Below are 20,039 nucleotides of genomic sequence, written 5' to 3'. Positions count from 1 at the left end.
TCGGTTCGCCGGCCGGGCCCGCACCAGCCCTCTGATCAGCGACCACCCAGAAGAGGAATGAGGAGTGTCGTGAGCACCATCCTCGAGATGCGTTCCATCACCAAGGAGTTCCCGGGCGTCAAGGCGCTGCAGAACGTCTCGCTCACGGTCGAGCGCGGCCACGTGCACGCCATCTGCGGCGAGAACGGCGCCGGCAAGTCGACCCTCATGAAGGTGCTCTCGGGCGTATACCCGCACGGCACCTACACCGGCGACATCGTCTTCGAGGGCGAGACCGTCGAGTTCAAAGACATTCGCGACAGCGAGAAGTCGGGCATCGTCATCATCCACCAGGAGCTCGCGCTGAGCCCCTACCTGTCGATCGCCGAGAACATCTTCCTCGGCAACGAGCGCTCGAAGAACGGCTTCATCGACTGGGATGCGACCAACCTCGAGGCGCAGAAGCTGCTCGCGCGCGTGGGTCTCGGCGACAGCCCGACCACCGTGGTGCGCGACATCGGCGTCGGCAAGCAGCAGCTCGTCGAGATCGCGAAGGCGCTCTCGAAGGACGTCAAGCTGCTGATCCTCGACGAGCCGACCGCCGCCCTCAACGACGAGGACTCCGCGCACCTGCTCGACCTGATCCGCCACCTGCGCGAGCAGGGCATCACGTCGATCATCATCAGCCACAAGCTCAACGAGATCAAAGCGATCGCCGACGAGGTCACGATCATCCGCGACGGTCGCACGATCGAGACGCTCGACCTCGAGGGCGACGCGGTCTCGGAGGACCGCATCATCAAGGGCATGGTCGGCCGCGACCTCGAGCACCGCTACCCCGACCGCTCGGTCGAGGTCGGCGAGGAGGTGTTCCGCGTCGAGGACTGGACGGTGCACCACCCGACCGACACGAACCGCACGATCATCCACGGCGCCTCGCTGTCGGTGCGCGCCGGCGAGGTCGTCGGCATCGCCGGGCTCATGGGCGCGGGGCGCACCGAGCTCGCGATGAGCATCTTCGGTCGCTCGTACGGCTCGAAGATCACCGGCCGGCTGTACATGCACGGCAAAGAGATCCAGGCCCGAACGGTGCCCGAGGCGATCGCGAGCGGTCTCGCCTACGCCACGGAGGACCGCAAGGTCTACGGCCTCAATCTGATCGAGGACATCAAGCGGAACATCTCGGCCGCGGGCATCCGCAAGCTCGCGAAGCGCGGCTGGGTCGACGCCGGCGAGGAGCACCTCGTCGCCGAGGGCTACCGCAAGAGCATGAACATCAAGGCGCCCTCGGTCGACGCGATCACGGGCAAGCTCTCCGGCGGCAATCAGCAGAAGGTCGTGCTGTCGAAGTGGCTGTACTCCGACCCCGAGCTGCTGATCCTCGACGAGCCGACGCGCGGAATCGACGTCGGCGCGAAGTACGAGATCTACACGATCATCAACAGCCTTGCCGCGCAGGGCAAGGCGGTCATCGTCATCTCGAGCGAGCTGCCCGAGCTGCTCGGCATCTGCGACCGCATCTACGCCCTCTCGGAGGGCCACATCACCGGTGAGCTGCCGATCGAGCAGGCCACCCCCGAAGCACTCATGGTGCTCATGACCAAGGAGAAGGAGGCCGACCATGTCATCGGCTAGCGCAACCGCCCCCGCGTCCGGCCGTTCGGAGGTGCTCGGCTTCCTCACCTCGCGCCTGCGCCAGATCGGCATCTTCCTGGCGCTCATCGTCATCGTGCTGCTGTTCCAGGTGCTGACCGACGGTCGCCTGCTCACCGCGGGCAACGTGTCGAACATCATCGTGCAGAACAGCTACATCCTGATTCTCGCGATCGGCATGGTGATGATCATCATCGCCGGGCACATCGACCTCTCGGTCGGCTCGGTCGCAGCGTTCGTCGGCGCGATGACCGGTGTCATGGTGCGCGACATGGGCCTGCCGTGGTGGGTGGCGATCCTCGCCGGCCTCCTCATCGGCGCCCTGGTCGGCGTCTGGCAGGGCTTCTGGGTCGCGTACGTGGGCATCCCGGCGTTCATCGTGACGCTCGCGGGCATGCTGCTGTTCCGAGGGCTCACGCAGATCGTGCTCGGCAACACGCAGATCACGCCGTTCCCGACCGAGTACCGCCAGCTCGGCGGTGGCTACCTCTTCCCGCAGCTGTTCCCGGCGGCGACCTCGCCCGCCGAGTGGATCACGGTCGGCCTCGGCGCCCTCGCGCTCATCATGTTCATCGCCTCGCAGCTGAAGGGCCGCATGAAGCGCGCCAAGCTGAACCTCGAGACCGAGCCGACGTGGTGGTTCATTGTGAAGGTCGCCTTCGGCGCGGGCCTCATCCTCTTCCTCACCTACCTGCTCGGCGTGGCGCCCGGCTCGCGCGGCACCCCGATCGTGCTCATCGTGCTCGGCGTGCTCGTCGTGGTCTACACGGCGGTCATGAACCGCAGCGTCTTCGGCCGCCACATCTACGCGGTCGGCGGCAACCGTCACGCGGCCGACCTGTCGGGCATCCAGTCGCGCAAGATCGACTTCTACCTGTTCGTCAACATGGGCGTGCTGGCGGCGCTCGCCGGCATCATCTTCACCGGTCGCCTGAACTCGGCGGGCCCCGGCGCGGGCAACCTGTTCGAGCTCGACGCGATCGCGGCGGCGTTCATCGGCGGCGCGGCGGTGCAGGGCGGCGTCGGCACGGTGGTCGGCGCGATCACCGGTGGTCTCATCATGGGTGTGCTCAACAACGGCATGTCGCTGCTGGGCGTCTCGACCGACTACCAGCAGTTCATCAAGGGCCTCGTGCTGCTGCTCGCGGTCGCCTTCGACGTGTGGAACAAGCGCCGCGCCCGCGGCTGAGCCACTCGCAGCCTCGACGCCCCGGTCGCCGTCTCTGGCGGCCGGGGCGTCGTCGCGCGGGCGCGGGCGGGCATCCGCCGCCGACTTCGGGGGTGGATGCCCGGCGCGGGCCGCGCGGATGTGGGAGCGGTTCCACCCTTTCGCGCGTAGGCTCGACAGCATGACGCAGGGCACCCCCGACTACCGCGACGCAGGCCTCGAGTTCCCCGAGGGGTTCGTGTTCGGATCCGCCACCGCGAGTTACCAGATCGAGGGCGCCGCCCAGGAGGACGGCCGCGGCGCCTCCATCTGGGACACCTTCAGCCGCACCCCCGGCAAGGTGCTGCACGGCCACACCGGTGACGTCGCCTGCGACCACTACCACCGGCTCGACGCCGACCTCGACCTCATGCAGCGGCTGGGCCTGCAGTCGTACCGCTTCTCGATCGCGTGGCCGCGCATCCAGGCGACCGGCAGCGGCCCCGCGAACGATCGCGGCCTCGGGTTCTACAGCCGCCTCGTCGACGGGCTGCTCGCGCGCGGCATCACGCCCATCGCGACGCTCTACCACTGGGATCTGCCGCAGACCCTCGAAGACGCGGGCGGCTGGACGAACCGCGACACCGCGTACCGCTTCGCCGACTACGCGCACCTCATGGGCGAGGCGCTCGGCGACCGCATCGCCATGTGGACGACCCTCAACGAGCCGTGGTGCAGCGCGTACCTCGGCTACGGCTCGGGCGTGCACGCGCCGGGCGTGACGAGCGGCCGCGCCGCCCTCACCGCCGTGCACCACCTCAACCTCGCGCACGGCCTCGGCCTCACAGCGCTGCGCGACGCGGTGCGCAAGCCCGACGCGCAGTACTCGGCGACCCTCAACCTGCACTCGATCCGCGGCGCCGAGGATGCGCCTGAGGAGTCGCAGGCCGAGGCGATCCGGCGCATCGACGCGCTCGCGAACCGCGCCTTCACCGGCCCGATGCTGCGCGGCGCCTACCCCGCCGACCTGCTGGAGGACACCGCTGCCGTCACCGACTGGCAGTTCGTGCGGCCGGGCGACCTCGAGCTCATCCACCAGCCGATCGACGTGCTCGGCGTCAACTACTACTCCACGGTGACGGTGAAGATGTGGGATGGCGTCTCGCCCCGCACCAACGCCGACGGCCACGGGCAGGCGGCCGGCTCGCCGTGGCCGGGCAGCGAGCACGTCGAGTTCGTGCAGCAGCCGGGCCCGTACACGGCGATGGGGTGGAACATCGCCCCCGACGGCTTCGAGTCGCTGCTGGTCGACCTGCACGAGCAGTTCCCGACGCTGCCACTCATGATCACCGAGAACGGCGCCGCGTTCGACGACGTCGTCATCGACGGCCGCGTGCACGACCCGCTGCGCATCGACTACCTGCGCCGGCACTTCACGGCGGCGCACCGCGCGATGCAGCGCGGCGTCGACCTGCGCGGCTACCAGGTGTGGAGCCTCATGGACAACTTCGAGTGGGCCTACGGCTACACGAAGCGGTTCGGCATCGTGCACGTCGACTACGACACCCTCGAGCGCACGCCCAAGGATTCGGCGCACTGGTACAGCGAGCTGATCCGCACGCGGCGCATCCCCGAGTAGGGGAGAGGGGCTCGGCTGCCCCACTCACGACTCGTCTCGATCGCCGCGACCAGAACGGCTCGCGCTCCCGGGTCGCGCCCGGTCCGCCTGCCCGGTCACCGAGGTCGGCCGGGCTCGCGTCGCCTGGCCACCGAGCTCGGCCGAGCTCGCGACGCCTCGCCCCGGGTGGACCTCCGGCCAGACTCTGCGAACTGCGGAATATCGCGAGTGCCGTTCGCGATATTCCGCAGTTCGCAGAGTGCACCGGGAGGCAGTCGTTTTCGCCGGGCGTCCGTCCCCCGCGGCTCGGCTCCCGGGCGTCCGACTACCGCGGCTCGGCTCCCGGGCGTCCGACTTCCCGGCCCGCGAGCGCGGGGCGCGCGTCACCCCGTCCGAACGCCGCGCGTTGGCGCCGCGCCCGCCCGCGCCCGCCCCCCGGCGCCCCCGCCCGCCCCTGCCCGCCCCCGGCGCCCGGGCCAGCGGGAGCCCGCACCCAGGGCCGTCGGCACCGCGTCTCGCCCGCGGGCGCCGGCGCTGAGCGGCGTCGCAGGCGGGCGTGGTTCGATGCGCGCATGGCTCTGAACATCACGGGGGATGCTCCCGCCGACGCCCTGCTCACCGACGACCCGTTCGCGCTCCTGGTCGGCATGCTGCTCGACCAGCAGGTGCCCATGGAGACGGCCTTCGCGGGGCCCGCGAAGATTCGCGATCGGATGGGCTCGTTCGACCCGGAGACCATCGCGAACGCCGACCCCGAGGCGTTCGCGGCGCTCTTCAAGGAGTCGCCCGCGGTGCACCGGTTCCCGGGCTCGATGGCCGCGCGCGTGCAGGCGCTCGCCGCCGCCGTGCGCGACGACTGGGGCGGCCACGCTGACGCGATCTGGACGCGGCCCGGTCTCGACGGGCTCGCGCCCGACGGCGCCGAGGTGCTGCGCCGGCTGCGCGAACTGCCGGGCTTCGGCGAGCAGAAGGCGAAGATCTTCCTCGCGCTGCTCGGCAAGCAGTACGGGGTCGACGCGCCCGGCTGGCGCGAAGCGGCCGGCGACTACGGCGTCGAGGGCTCGTACCGGTCGGTCGCCGACATCGTCGACGCCGAGTCGCTCGCGAAGGTGCGCGAGGCGAAGAAGGCGGCGAAGGCGAAGGCCGCGAAGGGGTAGGTCGCGTAACCCCTGGCCGCCGCGTGGCGACACGCGGGCCGGGCAGCAGCACGGTGGCCGGACGGCGCGCCGCGCGCGAACGACCCGCGCGGAGCATCCCCCTCGAGAGTATCGAATCGATTCGACAACGGACGTTCGCTTCCGTACAGTGAACGGCGATGACCCACGTCGTGCACCCCGGAGACAGCCTCACCCGCCGCCAGCGCATCGTCTACGTGATCGTGCTCGGCGCCCTCACCGCCCTCGGGCCGTTCACCGTCGACCTGTACCTGCCGGCGTTCCCGCAGGTCGAAGCCGACCTGGGCGTGCGCACCGCGATCGTGCAGCTCACCCTCACCGCGACGATGGTCGGGTTCGGCTTCGGCCAGCTCATCGTCGGCCCCTGGAGCGACCGCGTCGGCCGGCGGCTGCCGCTCATCCTCGCCTCGAGCGTGCACGTCGGCGCGAGCCTCATGGTCGCCGCGGCGCCCGACATCAGCTGGTTGCTCGCGGCGCGCGTGCTGCAGGGCGCCGGCGCGGCAGCGGGCGGCGTCGTCGCCATGGCGATGGTGCGCGACCTCTTCGGCGGGTACCCCCTGGTGCGGATGCTCAGCCGCCTGTCGCTCGTCAACGGCCTCGCCCCCATCCTCGCGCCGCTCATCGGCTCGCAGCTGCTGCTCGTCACCGAGTGGCGCGGTCTCTTCGTCGTGCTGGCCGGATACGGCGTGCTCGTCGTCGTCGCCTCGTGGCTGTTCATCGTCGAGACGCTGCCGCCCGCGCGCCGCGTCGACCGCGGCCACGCGACGATCGGCGAGCGGTACCGCGCGCTGTTCCGCGACCGGGTGTTCGTCGGCATCGCGATCGTCGGCGGCTTCACCTTCACCGGCCTGTTCGCCTACCTGTCGGCGTCGCCCTTCCTCTTCCAGGAGGTCTACGGGCTCGACCCGCAGGGGTACGGCGTCGTGTTCGCCACCAACTCGATCGGCGTCGTCGCGGGCGTGCAGATCAGCTCGCGGCTCGCGAAGCGGGTGCCACCGCAGTGGATCCTCGCCTGCTCGACCGCTGTGCTGCTCTCGAGCGCCATCGCGATCGTCGTGCTCGACCAGCTCGGCGCCGGCATGTGGGGCACGATCGTGCCGCTGTTCCTGTTCATCATGGCGTGCGGGTTCGGGTTCCCCATGGTGCAGGTGCTCGCGCTCGCCAACCACGGCAAGGAGGCCGGCACCGCGGCCTCCCTGCTCGGCGCCATGAACTTCGGCCTCGCCGGGCTGCTCTCGCCCGTGGTGGGAGCGTTCGGCATCGCCAGCGCGACGCCCATGGGCGCCGCGATGGCCGTCGCGGCCACGGTCGCGGTGCTCTCGCTGTGGGTCGTCGTGCGACCGAGCACGGTGCCCGCGCTGTCCCGCTGAGCGACCCGCCGGCGACGAGCCGCGCGGCCTGCGCGGGGGCTGAGCGGCGCCGAGCATCCGTCATCGCCGCTCGATAGGGTGCCCGCATGAAGGCCGCACAGCACCGTCACATCGCCCGCCGCTGGCCGCTCGTGAGCGGCACCGTCGCGCTCGCCGTCGCCGCCGCCGTCGGGCTGCTCGTCGTGCTGCGCGAGTCGCCCCTCGACCTCGACGCCGACTGGATGGCCGAGGTCATCGAGCACCGCAGCCCGTACTGGCAGGTTCCGGCGCTGCTCATGGATCGGCTCGGCGGCGGCGTCGTCGGCGTCTTCGTCGTGCCGCTCGGGCTCGTCGCGCTGCTGCTGCTCGCGCGCCGGCCGTGGGGCGCGCTCTACTCGATCGTCGCCGCGGCCGCCTCGGCCGGCGTCGTGCAGCTGCTCAAGAGCCTGTTCGCGCGCGCCCGCCCGGAGGACATCCTCGTCACCGCCGACTTCGGCTCGTTCCCGTCGGGGCACGTCGCCAACGCGGCGACCGTCGCGACGACCCTCATCGTGCTGTTCGGTCTCGTGAAGGGGCGGGGCTGGGTGTGGATGCTCGGCATCGCGTGGGTCGTCATGATGGCGCTGAGCCGCACCTACCTCGGCGCGCACTGGGTCACCGACACGCTCGGCGGCGCCCTCATCGGCGCGGCCGTCGCCGTCATCGTCTGGGCGCCGCTGGCAGGTCGACTGGCCGGCGAGCCGCGGCCGCGCGACGGGGAGGGCGAGCCGACCGGCGCCGCCCGCACGCCGCTCACGCCGGCGGAGGGCGCCCGCCCGCTCGCCTGAGCGGCGGCGCGCAACGCGCGCCGCGCGCCCGCCCGCCCGCGCACGTGAGCCGCGGGGCTGCCCGTCCTCGGCCGTCGGCCTCGACTCGGGGGCGCACAGACTACTGAACGCGGCAGACCACACTGTTCACGGCGCTGTGCATGCCCTGAACAGCAGTGCGTGCGGGGGTGAACTCGGAGGCGGAGGGCCGCGAGGCCCCCGGGCCCACGCGACACCCGATCAGGGGACCGGGCGGAGGCTGGCCGCTCGACCCCAGCCGACTGGGATCACTCACTACAGTTCGCGGCACACCACACGCCGTCAACCGTGGTGTGTGCCCGAAGCCGTAGTGAGTGCGGCCGGAAGCGCTGCAGCCCTCCGTCCCTGGAGGGCGGGCCGGCCCGTGGCGCCTCACGCCGGCCCCGCCCGCACCCGCCCTTGCGCAAGTTGTCCACCTGGACAACAATGGTTGACATGAGGATCCTCCTGGTCGGCGCCGGCGGCGTCGGAGACGCCATCGCCAAGATCGCCGCGCGCCGTGACTTCTTCGAGCAGGTCGTCGTGAGCGACTACGACCTGGCCCGCGCCGAGCGCACCGTGGCCTGGGTGACCGAGCGGCACCCGGCACCCTCCGGCGCGACCCCGCGCTTCGTGGCGGCGCAGATCGACGCGAGCGCGGCATCCGATGTCGAGCGGGTCGCCCGCGAGCACCGCGTGACGCACGTCATGAACGCCGTCGAGCCGAAGTTCGTGCCGACGATCTTCGCCGGCGCCCTCGCGGCGGGCGCCGACTACCTCGACATGGCGATGAGCCTGTCGCATCCGCATCCCGAGCGCCCCCACGAGCAGACCGGCGTGAAGCTCGGCGACGAGCAGTTCGCCGCCGCCGACGACTGGCAGAAGGCCGGCCGCCTCGCCCTCGTCGGCATGGGCGTCGAGCCCGGACTCAGCGACGTCTTCGCGCGCTACGCCGTCGACCACCTCTTCCGCGAGGTCGACGAGCTCGGCACCCGTGACGGCGCGAACCTCGCGGTGCGCGACGACGCCGGCAACGAGATCTTCGCCCCGAGCTTCAGCATCTGGACGACCATCGAGGAGTGCCTGAACCCTCCCGTGATCTGGGAGAAGGGCCGCGGCTGGTTCACGACCCCGCCGTTCAGCGAGCCAGAGACCTTCGTCTTCCCGGAGGGCATCGGCCCCGTCGAGTGCGTCAACGTCGAGCACGAGGAGGTGCTGCTCATGCCGCGCTGGCTCGACGCGAAGCGCGTCACGTTCAAGTACGGGCTCGGCGACGAGTTCATCGGCGTGCTGAAGACCCTCAACCTGCTCGGCCTCGACAAGACCGAGCCGCTGCGGGTGCGCTCGGCGAACGGCCCCGTCATGGTCAGCCCCCGAGACGTCGTCGCGGCGGCCCTGCCCGACCCGGCCACGATCGGTGAGCGGATGACCGGCAAGACCTGCGCGGGCCTCTGGGTCACGGGCACCGGCGTCGACGGCGCGCCCCGCGAGGTGTACCTGTACCACGTGGCCGACAACGAGTGGACGATGCGCGAGTACGGCAGCCAGTGCGTGGTGTGGCAGACCGCCCTCAACCCGGTGATCGCGCTCGAACTGCTCGCCACCGGCGTGTGGAGCGGCACCGGCGTTCTCGGCCCCGAGGCGTTCGACGCGCAGCCGTTCCTCGAGCTCATGGCGCGCCCCGGGGCGGAGGGCGGCTACGGCCAGGCCTGGGGCCTCGAGGAGCGCACGCCGGCCGCGACTGCCTGACGCGACGACGCACACTCGCCTAGGCTCGGCCGCATGACGAGCAACGCCGCCCCCGATTCCCCCGCAGGCCCCCTCACCGACGAGCAGGTGGCCGCGATCCGCTCTGGCTACGAGGTGGAGGGTGCCGTGCTCGAGATCGGCGCCCTCGTCAACGGCGACGCGCTCGCCGACGTGCCCGTGCGCATCCCGATCGCGATGACGAACCGGCACGGGCTCGTCGCCGGGGCGACGGGAACCGGCAAGACGAAGACGCTGCAGGTGCTCGCCGAGCAGTTGAGCGCGGCGGGCGTGCCGGTGTTCGCGGCCGACATCAAGGGCGACCTGAGCGGCATCGCGATCGCGGGCGAGGGCAGCGAGAAGCTGCTGGCGCGCACGGCCGGCATCGGGCAGCAGTGGGTGGGGCAGGCGTTCCCCACCGAGTTCCTGGCGCTCGGCGGCGACGCGAGCGAGCCCGGCCGCCGCGGCATCCCGGTGCGGGCGACGATCTCGAGCTTCGGCCCGCTGCTGCTGAGCAAGGTGCTGGGCCTCAACGACACGCAGGAGTCGAGCCTCGCGCTGGTCTTCCACTTCGCCGACCAGGAGGGGCTGCCGCTGGTCGACCTGGAGGATCTGCGCGCGGTCGTGCAGTTCCTCACGAGCGAGGAGGGCAAGCCGGCGCTCGAGCAGCTGGGCGGGCTGAGCAAGGCGACGGCGGGCGTGATCCTGCGCGAGCTCGTGGCGTTCGCCGCGCAGGGCGCCGACCAGTTCTTCGGCGAGCCCGAGTTCGACACGGCCGACCTGCTGCGCACCACGCCCGATGGCCGGGGTGTCGTGAGCCTGCTCGAGATCCCCGGCGTGCACGACCAGCCGGCGCTGTTCTCGACGTTCCTGATGTGGATGCTCGCCGACCTGTTCAACGACCTGCCCGAGGTGGGCGACCTCGACAAGCCGAAGCTCGTGTTCTTCTTCGACGAGGCGCACCTGCTGTTCCGCGACGCGAGCAAGGAGTTCCTGGCGTCGATCACGCAGACGGTGCGGCTGATCCGCTCGAAGGGCGTCGGGGTGTTCTTCGTCACGCAGACCCCGAAGGATGTTCCGACCGACGTGCTCGCCCAGCTCGGCTCGCGCATCCAGCACCAGCTGCGCGCGCACACCCCCGACGACGCGAAGGCGCTGAAGTCGACCGTGTCGACGTACCCGACGAGCGGCTACGACCTCGCCGAGGTACTGACGACCCTCGGCATCGGCGAGGCGATCGTGACGGTGATGAACGAGAAGGGGGCGCCGTCGCCGGTGGCGTGGACGCGCCTGCGGGCTCCGCAGGGCTCGATGGATGCTGCGCCCGCCGACCACCTGGCGGCGACGATCGCGGCCTCACCCCTGCTGCCGCGCTACGGCACCGCAGTCGATCGCGAGTCGGCGTACGAGCTGCTGACCGCGAAGATGAACGCCGCCGCCGAGGCGGAGGCGCAGCGGGAGGCGGCGGAGGCGGAGGCCGAGCGCGCTGAGCAGGAGCGCAAGGAGCACGACCGCATCGCGGCGGAGGCGGCGCGTGCCGAGCGCGAGCGGCTGCGGCGCTCGGGCGGCACCCGCACGACCACCCGCACGACGACGCGGCGCGGCGGCTCGAGCGGCGGCGCGGGCGGCGGCATCGGCGACGTCATCGGCGACGCGCTCGGCTCGCGCACGGGGCAGACGATCGTGCGCGAGGTGCTGCGCGGCATCTTCGGCACGCTCAAGCGGCGCTAGGTCGGCCGCGCCTACGCCCCCGCGGCGATGCGAATGCCCGCGAGCGCGAGCATCCCGTACACGACGACCGCGGCGACCAGCACGACCAGCCCGAAGCCGAGCGCGGCGAGGCCGGGGCGGTTCTCGTACCAGTAGGCGGCTTGCGGCCAGGCGTCGTGGAACTCGCGCACGGTGAGCGGTTCGTCCGCGCGCACGACGGGCGCGCGCGAGGCCTCGGCGACGTCGTCGATCGCGGCGGTGCTCCAGTACTGGCCCCGCATGCGGAAGACCCGCCGCCCCGCAGCGTCGAGCGCGAGCAACTGGGGCACGGCCCGCGTGGTGCCGGCCGGCACGACGGGCAGCACGTGCACGATCGACACCGACTCCAGCGGCACGCGCATCGCCGGGCGCAGGAACGACCGCTTCTCGAGCATCCCGTCATGGATCGTGATGGCGGCGCGCGCGAAGTCGAGGGCGCCGACGAGGCAGAGCGCGACGATGACCCCGACGGCGGCGATGACGACCGCGACGGTGCCGTTCGGCACGGCGAACAGCAGCAGGGGAGCGCCGAGGGCGACGACGACGAGGCCGATCGCGAGCAGGCCGTCGCGCAGCAGGCGTCGGCGCGGGCGCACGACGAGGGGCGCGTCGTGGGCAGGGCTCACGATGCTCCCCTTGTCTCCGTCGTGACGAGCACCGTGGGGGTGCGCGCCGTGGTGGCGACCGCCGGAGAGGTCGCGCAGTACCCGGCAGCCGGAGAGCGGAGGATGGGGGATTCGAACCCCCGAGGGCTTGCACCCAACACGCTTTCCAAGCGTGCGCCATAGGCCACTAGGCGAATCCTCCAGCGGTCGCTGTGCGCGAACGCGTGACGACCGAGAGCGAGCCTACCCCTAAACTGGTGGCGGCTCCCCGCGTGGCGCCATCCAGGCCAACTCCCCCAGGGCGGAGACGCAGCAAGGGTAACCGGGCTCTGGCGGGTGCGCGGGGAGTCCTCGTGTCTGCGGGCGGCGACCAGCTGACCCACGGCTACCGCGGCGCCAGGTCGGTCTTGGCCGGCCCTTCGAGCCGCCGCCCGTCGGGGGCGAACCGCGAGCCGTGCGCGGGGCAGTCCCACGAGCGCTCGAGGTCGTTCCAGTTCAGGGGCGCGCCGAGGTGCGAGCACAGCGGCGAGACCGCGCACACGCGCCCGTCGACGCGCGAGACCGCTTCGAGCCGGCGGCCCGACCGGCCGGTCATCCCGGAGCCCTCGGCGGGCGCCGCGGCGGGCAGCGGCGTCGTGAGCACGTGCGCGAGCCCGCGCCCGTACCACCAGGCGACCTTCGCGTTGGCGACGATGCCCTCGACGATCGAGCGCGGCATCGCCGGCCGTCGGCCCATCTCCTCCGCCCAGCCGGGCAGCTCGCCGTCGAGCAGGCGCGCGCTGAGCTGCAGCGCCGCCTGCACGGCGTTCGTCATGCCCCACTTGTCGTAGCCGGTCGCCATCGCGATGCGGCGCTTCGTGAACGGCACCCACCCGACGAAGGGGATGCCGTCGGTCGGCTCGTAATCCTGCGCGCTCCAGACGTGGGTGCGCTGCGATCCCGGCCAGTGCTGCTCGGTCCACGCGGTGAGCTCGGCGATGCGCGCGGCGGGCGAGGGGTTCTTCCCGCCGGGGCCGTCGGTGCCGTGGCGGCCGACGGGGTGGCCCGCGCCGCCGATGACGAGCAGCTCGCCGTCGCCGGCGTGGTCGGGCGTGGTACGCACCGAGCGCGAGGGGGAGTCGACGCTGAGGTACTGGCCGAGCGGCACGCTGCCGGGCACGCGGAACGCCGCCGCGTACGAGCGCTGCGGCGTCATGCGCGCCCAGTACAGCCCGCGATCCATGACGGGGATGCCCGTCGCGAGCACGACGCGGCGCCCCCACACGCTCGCCCGCGACGTGGTGACCTCGACGAGGTCAGCGGTGTCGTCGGCGGCGGGCGTGCGCGTGCCGGTGACGCTCACCCCGTCGATGACGACGCCGCCGTGGGCGCGCACGTCGCCGGCGAGGGTCGCGAGCACCTGCATGGGGTCGAACTGGGCCTGGTCGGGCAGCATGACGGCGCCGTGCGTGGCGTACGGCAGCTCGAGCGCGTCGGTGAGCTGCGTCGGCAGGCCGACGGCGCGGGCGACCTCGTGCTCCTGCTCCACCTTCCGGTGGCCCGACTCGCTCTCGGCGTAGCTGTAGGCGTCGCGCCGCTGCACGTCGATGCCGTGGTCGGCGGCGTAGCGCAGCATCCACGACTGCCCTTCGCGGTTGGCCTCGACGTAGGCCTCGAGCGCCGAACGGGTGGCGCGCGCGGCGATCTGCTGCAGGTGCGTGCCCTGCAGCAGCGAGAGCTTGGCGGTCGTGTTGCCGGTGGTGACGGCACCGATGCGCCGCGATTCGATGACGGCCACGCGCTGGCCGGCGCGGGCGAGCAGCAGGGCGGTGGTGAGTCCGGTGAGGCCGGCGCCGACGACGACGACGTCGTAGCGCGCGTTCTGCTCGAAGGGGTCGGTCTCGATGTGCGGGGCGCGGTCGATCCAGAGCGAAGTCATGCGCGCCACGGTAGGCAGGGCCACCTCTCAGGGGTAGCGGGTTGCGGTGAGCATCCGTCCGGTCTAGCCCCCGGTGCCGGATGCCCGTGCCGAAAGTCCCTGGGAGCCGCCGAGGCCGCGCACCTAGGCTGGCCTGCGATGGCCAGGAGCATCTATCTCACGTCAGCCGAGGGCAACTCGGGCAAGTCGTCGATCGCGCTCGGGGTGCTCGACACGCTCGCGCACCGCGTCGAACGGGTCGGCGTGTTCCGGCCGGTGGCGCGCGGGCGGCACGAGAGCGAGCGCGACTACGTGCTCGAGCTGCTGCTCGCCCACGCGGGCGTCGAGCTCGACTACGAGGCGTGCATCGGCGTCACCTACGACGACGTTCACGCCGACCCGGAGGCGGCGCTCGCGCGCATCGTCGACCGGTTCCACGCCGTCGAGCGGCAGTGCGACGCGGTCGTCATCGTCGGCAGCGACTACACCGACGTCTCGAGCCCGACCGAGCTGAGCTTCAACGCCCGCATCGCGGCGAACCTGGGCGCGCCGGTGCTGCTCGTGCTCGGCGGTCGCGCGACCGGGCAGGCGGGCGCGCGCGGACTCAGCGACACCGATGCCCGCACCGCCGACGACATGCGCCGCGCGGCCGAGGTGAGCGTCGCCGAGCTCGAGCACGCGCACGCGCAGCTGCTGGCGATCGTCGCCAACCGCGCCGACCCCGAAGCGCTGCCGCAGATCGTCGCCGCCGTGCAGGAGGTCGTGCCCGACACGCTCGTCGCGGCCGTGCCGGAGGATCGCTACCTCGTCGCGCCGACCGTCGAGGCCGTCATGGAGGCCTGCGGCGGTCGCTTCGTGCGCGGCGACGCGCAGCTGCTGCGCCGCGAGGTGATGAGCGTCGTCGTCGCCGGCATGAGCATGGAGAACGTGCTGCCCCGCCTGCAGGAGGGCGCCGTCGTGCTCATCCCGGGCGATCGCAGCGAGGTGCTGCTGGCCGTGCTCATGGCGCACGCCTCCGAGACGTTCCCGTCGATCGCGGCGATCATCCTCTACGGCGGGTTCGAGACGCCGGATGCCGTGCAGAGCCTCGTCGACGGCCTCGACCCGGCTCTGCCGATCATCCGCACCGACTCGGGAACCTACGACACAGTGCTGCGCGTCACCGAGACGCGCGGGCGCCTCGCGGCCGACAGCCAGCGCAAGTACGACACGGCGCTCGCCCTCTTCGAGAAGCACGTCGACGGGCAGGGACTGCTCGAGCGCCTCGAGATCAGCCGCAGCCAGGTGGTGACGCCGCTCATGTTCGAGCACGACCTGCTCGAGCGGGCTCGCGCCGACCGCAAGCGCATCGTGCTGCCCGAGGGCGACGACGACCGCATCCTGCGCGCCGCGGGCACCCTGCTGCGCCGCGGGGTGTGCGACCTGGTGATCCTGGGCGATGAGCCGAGCATCCGCGCCCGGGCGGCCGAGCTCGGCCTCGACCTGTCGGCCGCGCAGATCATCAGCCCGCTCGACGAGCAGCTGCGGCAGCGCTTCGCCGAGGAGTACGCGCGGCTGCGGGCGCACAAGGGCGTCACGGTCGAGATCGCTCGCGACGTCGTCACCGACGTCAGCTACTTCGGCACGATGATGGTGCACCTCGGGCTCGCCGACGGCATGGTGTCGGGCGCGGCGCACACGACGGCGCACACGATCCGCCCGAGCTTCGAGATCATCAAGACCGACCCGGGCGTCGGCGTCGTGTCGAGCGTCTTCCTCATGTGCCTCGCCGATCGGGTGCTCGTCTACGGCGACTGCGCGGTCATCCCCGACCCGACGAGCGAGCAGCTCGCTGACATCGCCATCAGCTCGGCGGCGACGGCGGCGCAGTTCGCGATTGAGCCGCGCGTGGCGATGCTGTCGTACTCGACCGGCGAGTCGGGCTCCGGCGACGACGTCGAGAAGGTGCGCGCCGCCACCCACATCGTGCGCGAGCGCCGCCCCGACCTGCTCGTCGAGGGGCCGATCCAGTACGACGCGGCCGCCGAGCCGAGCGTCGCGGCGACGAAGATGCCCGGCTCGCCCGTGGCGGGGCGCGCGACGGTGTTCGTCTTCCCCGACCTCAACACGGGCAACAACACCTACAAGGCGGTGCAGCGCTCGGCCGGCGCCGTCGCGATCGGGCCCGTGCTGCAGGGGCTGCGCAAGCCGGTCAACGACCTCAGTCGCGGCGCCCTCGTGAGCGACATCGTCAACACGGTCGCGATCACGGCCATCCAGGCGCAGCGCACGCCGCCGCCGCCGACGCAGCCGATCTCGACGATCGGAGGAGTCCAGTGAGCCGGGTCTTCGTCGTCAACTCCGGCTCGAGCTCGATCAAGTACCAGCTCGTCGACGTCGAGAGCGGCGAGGCGGTCATCGGCGGCCTCGTCGAGCGCATCGGCGAGCCCGGCGGTGACGCCGCCGACCACTCCGAGGGGATGCGCCTCGTGCTCGACCGGCTGGGCGCCGCGGGCGACGACGCGTCGTTCGTCGCCGTCGGCCACCGCGTCGTGCACGGCGGCTCGCTCTTCACGGCGCCGACGCTCGTCACCGACGAGGTGGTGGCGCAGATCGAGCGGGTCTCCGCCCTCGCGCCGCTGCATAACCCCGCGAATCTGGCGGGCATCCGCGCCGCTCGTGCGGTCATGACCGACGTGCCGCACGTCGCCGTGTTCGACACCGCCTTCCACCAGTCGATGCCGGCCGAGGCGTACACGTATGCGATCGACCGCGACGTGGCGCAGGCGCACGGGGTGCGGCGGTACGGGTTCCACGGCACGAGCCACGAGTTCGTGGCGGGGCGCGCCGCCGCGCTGCTGGGCCGCCCGCTCGAGCAGCTGAAGCTCATCGTGCTGCACCTCGGCAACGGCTCGTCGGCCACCGCGATCGACGGCGGACGCTCGATCGACACCTCGATGGGGCTCACCCCGCTCGAGGGCCTCGTCATGGGGTCGCGGTCGGGCGACGTCGACCCGGGGGCGCTGCTGCACCTGCTGCGCACGGGCCTGTCGGTCGACGAGCTCGATCGTCTGCTCAACAAGCGCAGCGGCCTGCTCGGGCTCACCGGTCGCGGCGACATGCGCGATGTCGTACAGGCCGCCGACGACGGCGATGCGGATGCCCGGCTCGCGCTCGACGTGTGGGCGCACCGCATCCGCCACTACGTGGGCGCGTACCTCGCGCAGCTGGGCGGCCTCGACGCGCTCGTGTTCACGGCCGGCATCGGCGAGAACTCGCCCGTCATGCGCGCCCGCGCGGTCGCCGGCCTGCAGCACCTGGGCCTGTCGATCGACGACGACCGCAACGCGATGTCGTGGCGCGAGCCCCGCGAGATCTCGCCCGAGGGCGCGGCGGTGAAGGTGCTCGTCGTGCCGACGAACGAAGAGCTCGCGATCGCGCGCGCGGCGGCGGCGCTCGCCGGCTGAGCGGGCGCCTGCGCCGCCCCGCCCCTACAGCGCCGCGACCGCCTCGCCGATCGGCGTCTCGCCGCTGACGACCTCGAACTGCTTCCCGACGCCCGCGCCCGTCGCGAGCAGCGTCGCGATGAGGGCGGCGACGTCACCACGGGGGATGCTCCCCTCGACGTCGTCGCCGGTGCGCACCCGCCCGGTGGGGGAGGCGTCGGTGAGCGAGCCGGGCCGCACGATGCTCCAGTCGAGCTGTTCGTTGCCGCGCACGGCCGCGTCGGCCTCGCTCTTGGCGCGCAGGTAGATCTGGAACACGTCGTCGGAGTCGGCGTCGAAGCTGTCGGCCCCGCGCGACGACAGCAGCACGTAGCGACGGATGCCCGCCTGCACCGCGGCGTCGGCGAGCAGTATCGCGCCGTCGCGGTCGAGGCTCAGCTTGCGCGCCGCGCTGCTGCCCGGGCCCGCTCCGGCCGCGAACACGACGGCGTCGCATCCGGTGATCGCCTCGGCGAGAGCCGCACCGTCGCAGGCCTCGAGGTCGATGACCACGGGCGTCGCCCCTGCCGCGACGACGTCATCCTCGTAGTCGGGATTGCGGATGAGCGCGACGGGCTCGTGGCCACCGACGGCGAGCAGTCTCGAGAGCTGTCGGGCGATCTGGCCGTGTCCTCCGGCGATGGCGATGCGCATGCGCTCCAGCCGACCACGCCGCCCTGGGCGCCGCCTCCACGGGCGGCGACGAGCCAGGGTCAGCCGCGCAGCGCCTCGCGGTGCTCGCGGTACCAGGCGACGGTGCGCTCGAGACCCTCGCGGAGCCCGATCTTCGCCGTCCAGCCCGCCTCGGCGAGCTTGCTGACATCGAGCAGCTTCTGGGGCGTGCCGTCAGGCTTCGTCGTGTCCCACTCGGTGGCGCCCTCGAACCCCACGACCTCGGCGATGGTCTCGGCGATCTCGCGAATGGTCGTGTCCTTGCCCGTGCCGACGTTGACCTGCTCGGGGCCGTCGTAGTGCTCCATGAGGTGCAGCACTGCGTCGGCCATGTCGTCGGCGTGAAGGAACTCCCGCCGCGGAGTGCCGGTGCCCCAGTTCGTCACTGAGGTGCTGCCCGCGCGGGCGGCCTCGTCGTAGCGGCGGATGAGCGCGGGCAGTACGTGCGAGCCGGTGGGCGAGAAGTTGTCGTTGGGCCCGTAGAGGTTGGTCGGCATGGCCGAGATCCAGGGCAGCCCGTACTGCCGCCGCACGGCCTGCGTGTGCATGATGCCAGCGATCTTCGCGATCGCGTACGCGTCGTTGGTGGGTTCGAGGTGGCCGGTCAGCAGCGAGTCTTCCCGGATGGGCTGCGGCGCGAACTTCGGGTAGATGCACGACGAGCCGAGGAACATCACCCGCTCGACGTCGTTCGCCAGCGCCGCATCGAGCACGTTCGTCTGAATGCGGATGTTGTCGCTGAGGAAGTCGACCGGGTAGGTGCTGTTGGCCAGGATGCCGCCGACCTTGGCCGCGGCGAGCACGAGGTAGCGCGGCTTGGTCTCGCCGAGGTAGGCGAAGACGTCGTCGCGGTTCTTCAGATCGAGCTCCGCCGAGGTCTTCCCGACGATACGGGTGAAGCCCTCCTGCTGCAGCTTGCGCCAGATGGCCGAGCCGACGAGCCCGCGATGGCCGGCGACGTAGACGACCGCATCGCGATCGAGTTCGGCTGGCGTGTACTCGACCCCGTCGCTCGCGGTCACTGTGTGCTCCAGGTGGGGAGCGAGACGCGGTCGATCCACGGGCGGCCGGCGTGCTCAAGAGCTTCGATGTCGGCGTCGACCATGAGGGTCGCGAGCTGGCGCCCGTCGACGGTCGCCTTCCAGCCGAGCTTGGCTTCCGCCTTGCTGGGGTCGCCGATGAGTGCATCGACCTCGGTGGGCCGCAGGTACCGCTCGTCAAAGCGAACGTGCTCCTGCCAGTCGAGACCGGCGTGAGCGAACGAGATCTCGAGGAACTCGCGCACGGTGATGCCGAGCCCGGTGGCAAGCACGAAGTCGTCGGGCTCGTCGACCTGCAGCATGCGCCACATGCCCTCGACGTACTCGGCGGCGTAACCCCAGTCGCGCACCGCGTCGAGGTTGCCCATGTAGAGGTGTTCCTGCTGACCGGCCTTGATCGCGGCGACGGCGCGCGTGATCTTGCGGGTGACGAACGTCTCCCCGCGCCGGGGCGATTCGTGGTTGAACAGGATGCCGTTGACTGCGAACATTCCGTACGCCTCACGGTAGTTCTTGGTGATCCAGTAGCTGTAGAGCTTCGCTGCCGCGTAGGGCGACCGCGGGTAGAACGGCGTCTCCTCGTTCTGCGGCGGAGGAGTCGCGCCGTACAGCTCAGACGACGAGGCCTGGTAGAAACGGGTCTTGATGCCCGAGAGTCGAACGGCTTCGAGCATCCGGATCGTGCCGGTGCCCGTCGTGTCGGCGGTGTGCTCGGGCTCGTCGAACGAGACGCGAACGTGCGACTGCGCGGCGAGGTTGTAGACCTCGTCGGGGTTGATCTCCGCGAGCAGAGTGACGAGGCGCGCCCCGTCACTCAGGTCGCCGTAGTGCAGGAAGAGCTTGGCCTCGGGATCATGCGGGTCAACGTAGAGGTGATCGATGCGCGCGGTGTTGAAGGTGGATGCTCGCCGGATCAGCCCGTGGACTTCGTACCCCTTGGCGAGCAGAAGCTCTGCGAGGTAGGAACCGTCCTGGCCCGTGATGCCGGTGATGAGTGCGCGCTTCGTCACGAATGTCTTCCTGAGTCGGGTTGATGGGGCGGGCAGGTATGCCCGGAGAAGTCAAGTAACCATTCTAAGGAGTCCTCGTGTCGGGCCCGGGCGGTCGCGGTGGACGGCACG

Annotated in this window: 15 protein-coding genes, 1 tRNA gene and 1 other RNA gene; 11 read left to right on the top strand and 6 right to left on the bottom strand. The window is 71.6% G+C overall.

The window, feature by feature from the left end:
- Positions 1-57: 57 nt before the first annotated feature.
- The 8 genes from mmsA to ID804_RS08825 all read left to right on the top strand — a co-directional run bounded on the left by mmsA (position 58) and on the right by ID804_RS08825 (position 11,222).
- Positions 58-1,614 (top strand): multiple monosaccharide ABC transporter ATP-binding protein, encoded by a 1,557-nt coding sequence (gene mmsA / locus ID804_RS08860; protein ID WP_169079356.1) that lies wholly within the window; start codon positions 58-60, stop codon positions 1,612-1,614.
- Positions 1,601-2,821, top strand: coding sequence for a multiple monosaccharide ABC transporter permease (gene mmsB, locus ID804_RS08855; RefSeq protein WP_169079358.1), 1,221 nt, complete (start codon positions 1,601-1,603; stop codon positions 2,819-2,821). The genes mmsA and mmsB overlap by 14 nt, the downstream gene beginning before the upstream one ends.
- Positions 2,822-2,981: 160 nt before the next feature.
- Positions 2,982-4,418, top strand: coding sequence for a GH1 family beta-glucosidase (locus ID804_RS08850; protein WP_169079360.1), 1,437 nt, complete (start codon positions 2,982-2,984; stop codon positions 4,416-4,418).
- Positions 4,419-4,969: 551 nt separating this feature from the next.
- Positions 4,970-5,554, top strand: coding sequence for an HhH-GPD-type base excision DNA repair protein (locus tag ID804_RS08845; RefSeq protein ID WP_169079362.1), 585 nt, complete (start codon positions 4,970-4,972; stop codon positions 5,552-5,554).
- 158 nt (positions 5,555-5,712) lie between these two features.
- Positions 5,713-6,942 carry a multidrug effflux MFS transporter gene (locus ID804_RS08840; RefSeq protein WP_169079364.1) on the top strand — a complete coding sequence of 410 codons (1,230 nt, stop codon included), beginning with the start codon at positions 5,713-5,715 and terminating at the stop codon, positions 6,940-6,942.
- 86 nt (positions 6,943-7,028) lie between these two features.
- On the top strand, positions 7,029-7,748 hold the full coding sequence (locus tag ID804_RS08835; protein WP_169079366.1) for a phosphatase PAP2 family protein: 720 nt from the start codon (positions 7,029-7,031) through the stop codon (positions 7,746-7,748).
- Between the two features lie 453 nt (positions 7,749-8,201).
- Positions 8,202-9,494, top strand: coding sequence for a saccharopine dehydrogenase family protein (locus ID804_RS08830; RefSeq protein WP_169079368.1), 1,293 nt, complete (start codon positions 8,202-8,204; stop codon positions 9,492-9,494).
- A 33-nt stretch (positions 9,495-9,527) separates the two neighbouring features.
- The gene (locus ID804_RS08825) at positions 9,528-11,222 is read left to right on the top strand and encodes a helicase HerA-like domain-containing protein (protein ID WP_169079370.1); all 1,695 of its coding nucleotides are present in this window, start codon (positions 9,528-9,530) and stop codon (positions 11,220-11,222) included.
- An 11-nt stretch (positions 11,223-11,233) separates the two neighbouring features.
- Here ID804_RS08825 and ID804_RS08820 read toward each other — a convergent pair whose 3' ends face one another.
- Together ID804_RS08820 and ID804_RS08815 are read right to left on the bottom strand one after the other, a co-directional pair.
- A complete protein-coding gene (locus ID804_RS08820; RefSeq protein ID WP_169079372.1) occupies positions 11,234-11,866 on the bottom strand; it encodes a hypothetical protein in 633 nt (210 codons plus the stop codon).
- 96 nt (positions 11,867-11,962) lie between these two features.
- Positions 11,963-12,047 (bottom strand) — tRNA-Ser (locus ID804_RS08815).
- 57 nt (positions 12,048-12,104) lie between these two features.
- Between ID804_RS08815 and ffs the strand changes: the two genes are divergently transcribed.
- Positions 12,105-12,201, top strand: an RNA gene (gene ffs / locus ID804_RS08810) — signal recognition particle sRNA small type.
- A gap of 29 nt (positions 12,202-12,230) precedes the next feature.
- On the opposite strand, the gene ID804_RS08805 is transcribed toward ffs, so the two are convergent.
- On the bottom strand, positions 12,231-13,763 hold the full coding sequence (locus tag ID804_RS08805) for an FAD-dependent oxidoreductase (protein WP_169079374.1): 1,533 nt from the start codon (positions 13,761-13,763) through the stop codon (positions 12,231-12,233).
- A gap of 138 nt (positions 13,764-13,901) precedes the next feature.
- On the opposite strand from ID804_RS08805, the gene pta reads away from it, so the two are divergent.
- Together pta and ID804_RS08795 are read left to right on the top strand one after the other, a co-directional pair.
- A complete protein-coding gene (pta, locus tag ID804_RS08800) occupies positions 13,902-16,061 on the top strand; it encodes a phosphate acetyltransferase (RefSeq protein WP_169079376.1) in 2,160 nt (719 codons plus the stop codon).
- Positions 16,058-17,188, top strand: coding sequence for an acetate/propionate family kinase (locus tag ID804_RS08795; protein WP_169079378.1), 1,131 nt, complete (start codon positions 16,058-16,060; stop codon positions 17,186-17,188). Before pta ends, ID804_RS08795 begins: the two co-directional genes overlap by 4 nt.
- A gap of 24 nt (positions 17,189-17,212) precedes the next feature.
- Here the strand turns inward: ID804_RS08795 and ID804_RS08790 are convergent, their stop codons facing one another.
- From ID804_RS08790 to gmd, 3 genes are read right to left on the bottom strand one after another with little or no spacing between them, the layout of a single operon-like run.
- Positions 17,213-17,860, bottom strand: a complete 648-nt coding sequence (locus ID804_RS08790) for an SDR family oxidoreductase (RefSeq protein ID WP_169079380.1) — start codon at positions 17,858-17,860, stop codon at positions 17,213-17,215.
- A gap of 59 nt (positions 17,861-17,919) precedes the next feature.
- Positions 17,920-18,900: a GDP-L-fucose synthase family protein gene (locus ID804_RS08785; protein WP_169079382.1), complete on the bottom strand. Its 981-nt coding sequence runs from the start codon at positions 18,898-18,900 to the stop codon at positions 17,920-17,922.
- Positions 18,897-19,928 (bottom strand): GDP-mannose 4,6-dehydratase, encoded by a 1,032-nt coding sequence (gene gmd / locus ID804_RS08780; RefSeq protein ID WP_169079384.1) that lies wholly within the window; start codon positions 19,926-19,928, stop codon positions 18,897-18,899. Before gmd ends, ID804_RS08785 begins: the two co-directional genes overlap by 4 nt.
- Positions 19,929-20,039 lie beyond the last annotated feature (111 nt).

It is taken from the genome of Microcella alkalica, from assembly GCF_014595885.1.
Taxonomy (GTDB): Bacteria; Actinomycetota; Actinomycetes; order Actinomycetales; family Microbacteriaceae; genus Microcella; species Microcella alkaliphila_B.
The sequence above is the reverse complement of the archived record's forward strand: the minus strand, read 5'-3'. Positions and strand labels throughout refer to the sequence as shown.

What these genes read in the sequence shown, in the direction of transcription:
- ID804_RS08805 (WP_169079374.1), bottom strand. Translation starts at nt 13,763, where the DNA reads ATGACTTCGCTCTGGATCGACCGCGCCCCGCACATCGAGACCGACCCC.
- mmsB (WP_169079358.1), top strand. Translation starts at nt 1,601, where the DNA reads ATGTCATCGGCTAGCGCAACCGCCCCCGCGTCCGGCCGTTCGGAGGTG.
- ID804_RS08845 (WP_169079362.1), top strand. Translation starts at nt 4,970, where the DNA reads ATGGCTCTGAACATCACGGGGGATGCTCCCGCCGACGCCCTGCTCACC.
- ID804_RS08790 (WP_169079380.1), bottom strand. Translation starts at nt 17,860, where the DNA reads ATGCGCATCGCCATCGCCGGAGGACACGGCCAGATCGCCCGACAGCTC.
- ID804_RS08835 (WP_169079366.1), top strand. Translation starts at nt 7,029, where the DNA reads ATGAAGGCCGCACAGCACCGTCACATCGCCCGCCGCTGGCCGCTCGTG.
- ID804_RS08830 (WP_169079368.1), top strand. Translation starts at nt 8,202, where the DNA reads ATGAGGATCCTCCTGGTCGGCGCCGGCGGCGTCGGAGACGCCATCGCC.
- ID804_RS08850 (WP_169079360.1), top strand. Translation starts at nt 2,982, where the DNA reads ATGACGCAGGGCACCCCCGACTACCGCGACGCAGGCCTCGAGTTCCCC.
- ID804_RS08825 (WP_169079370.1), top strand. Translation starts at nt 9,528, where the DNA reads ATGACGAGCAACGCCGCCCCCGATTCCCCCGCAGGCCCCCTCACCGAC.
- ID804_RS08840 (WP_169079364.1), top strand. Translation starts at nt 5,713, where the DNA reads ATGACCCACGTCGTGCACCCCGGAGACAGCCTCACCCGCCGCCAGCGC.
- pta (WP_169079376.1), top strand. Translation starts at nt 13,902, where the DNA reads ATGGCCAGGAGCATCTATCTCACGTCAGCCGAGGGCAACTCGGGCAAG.
- mmsA (WP_169079356.1), top strand. Translation starts at nt 58, where the DNA reads ATGAGGAGTGTCGTGAGCACCATCCTCGAGATGCGTTCCATCACCAAG.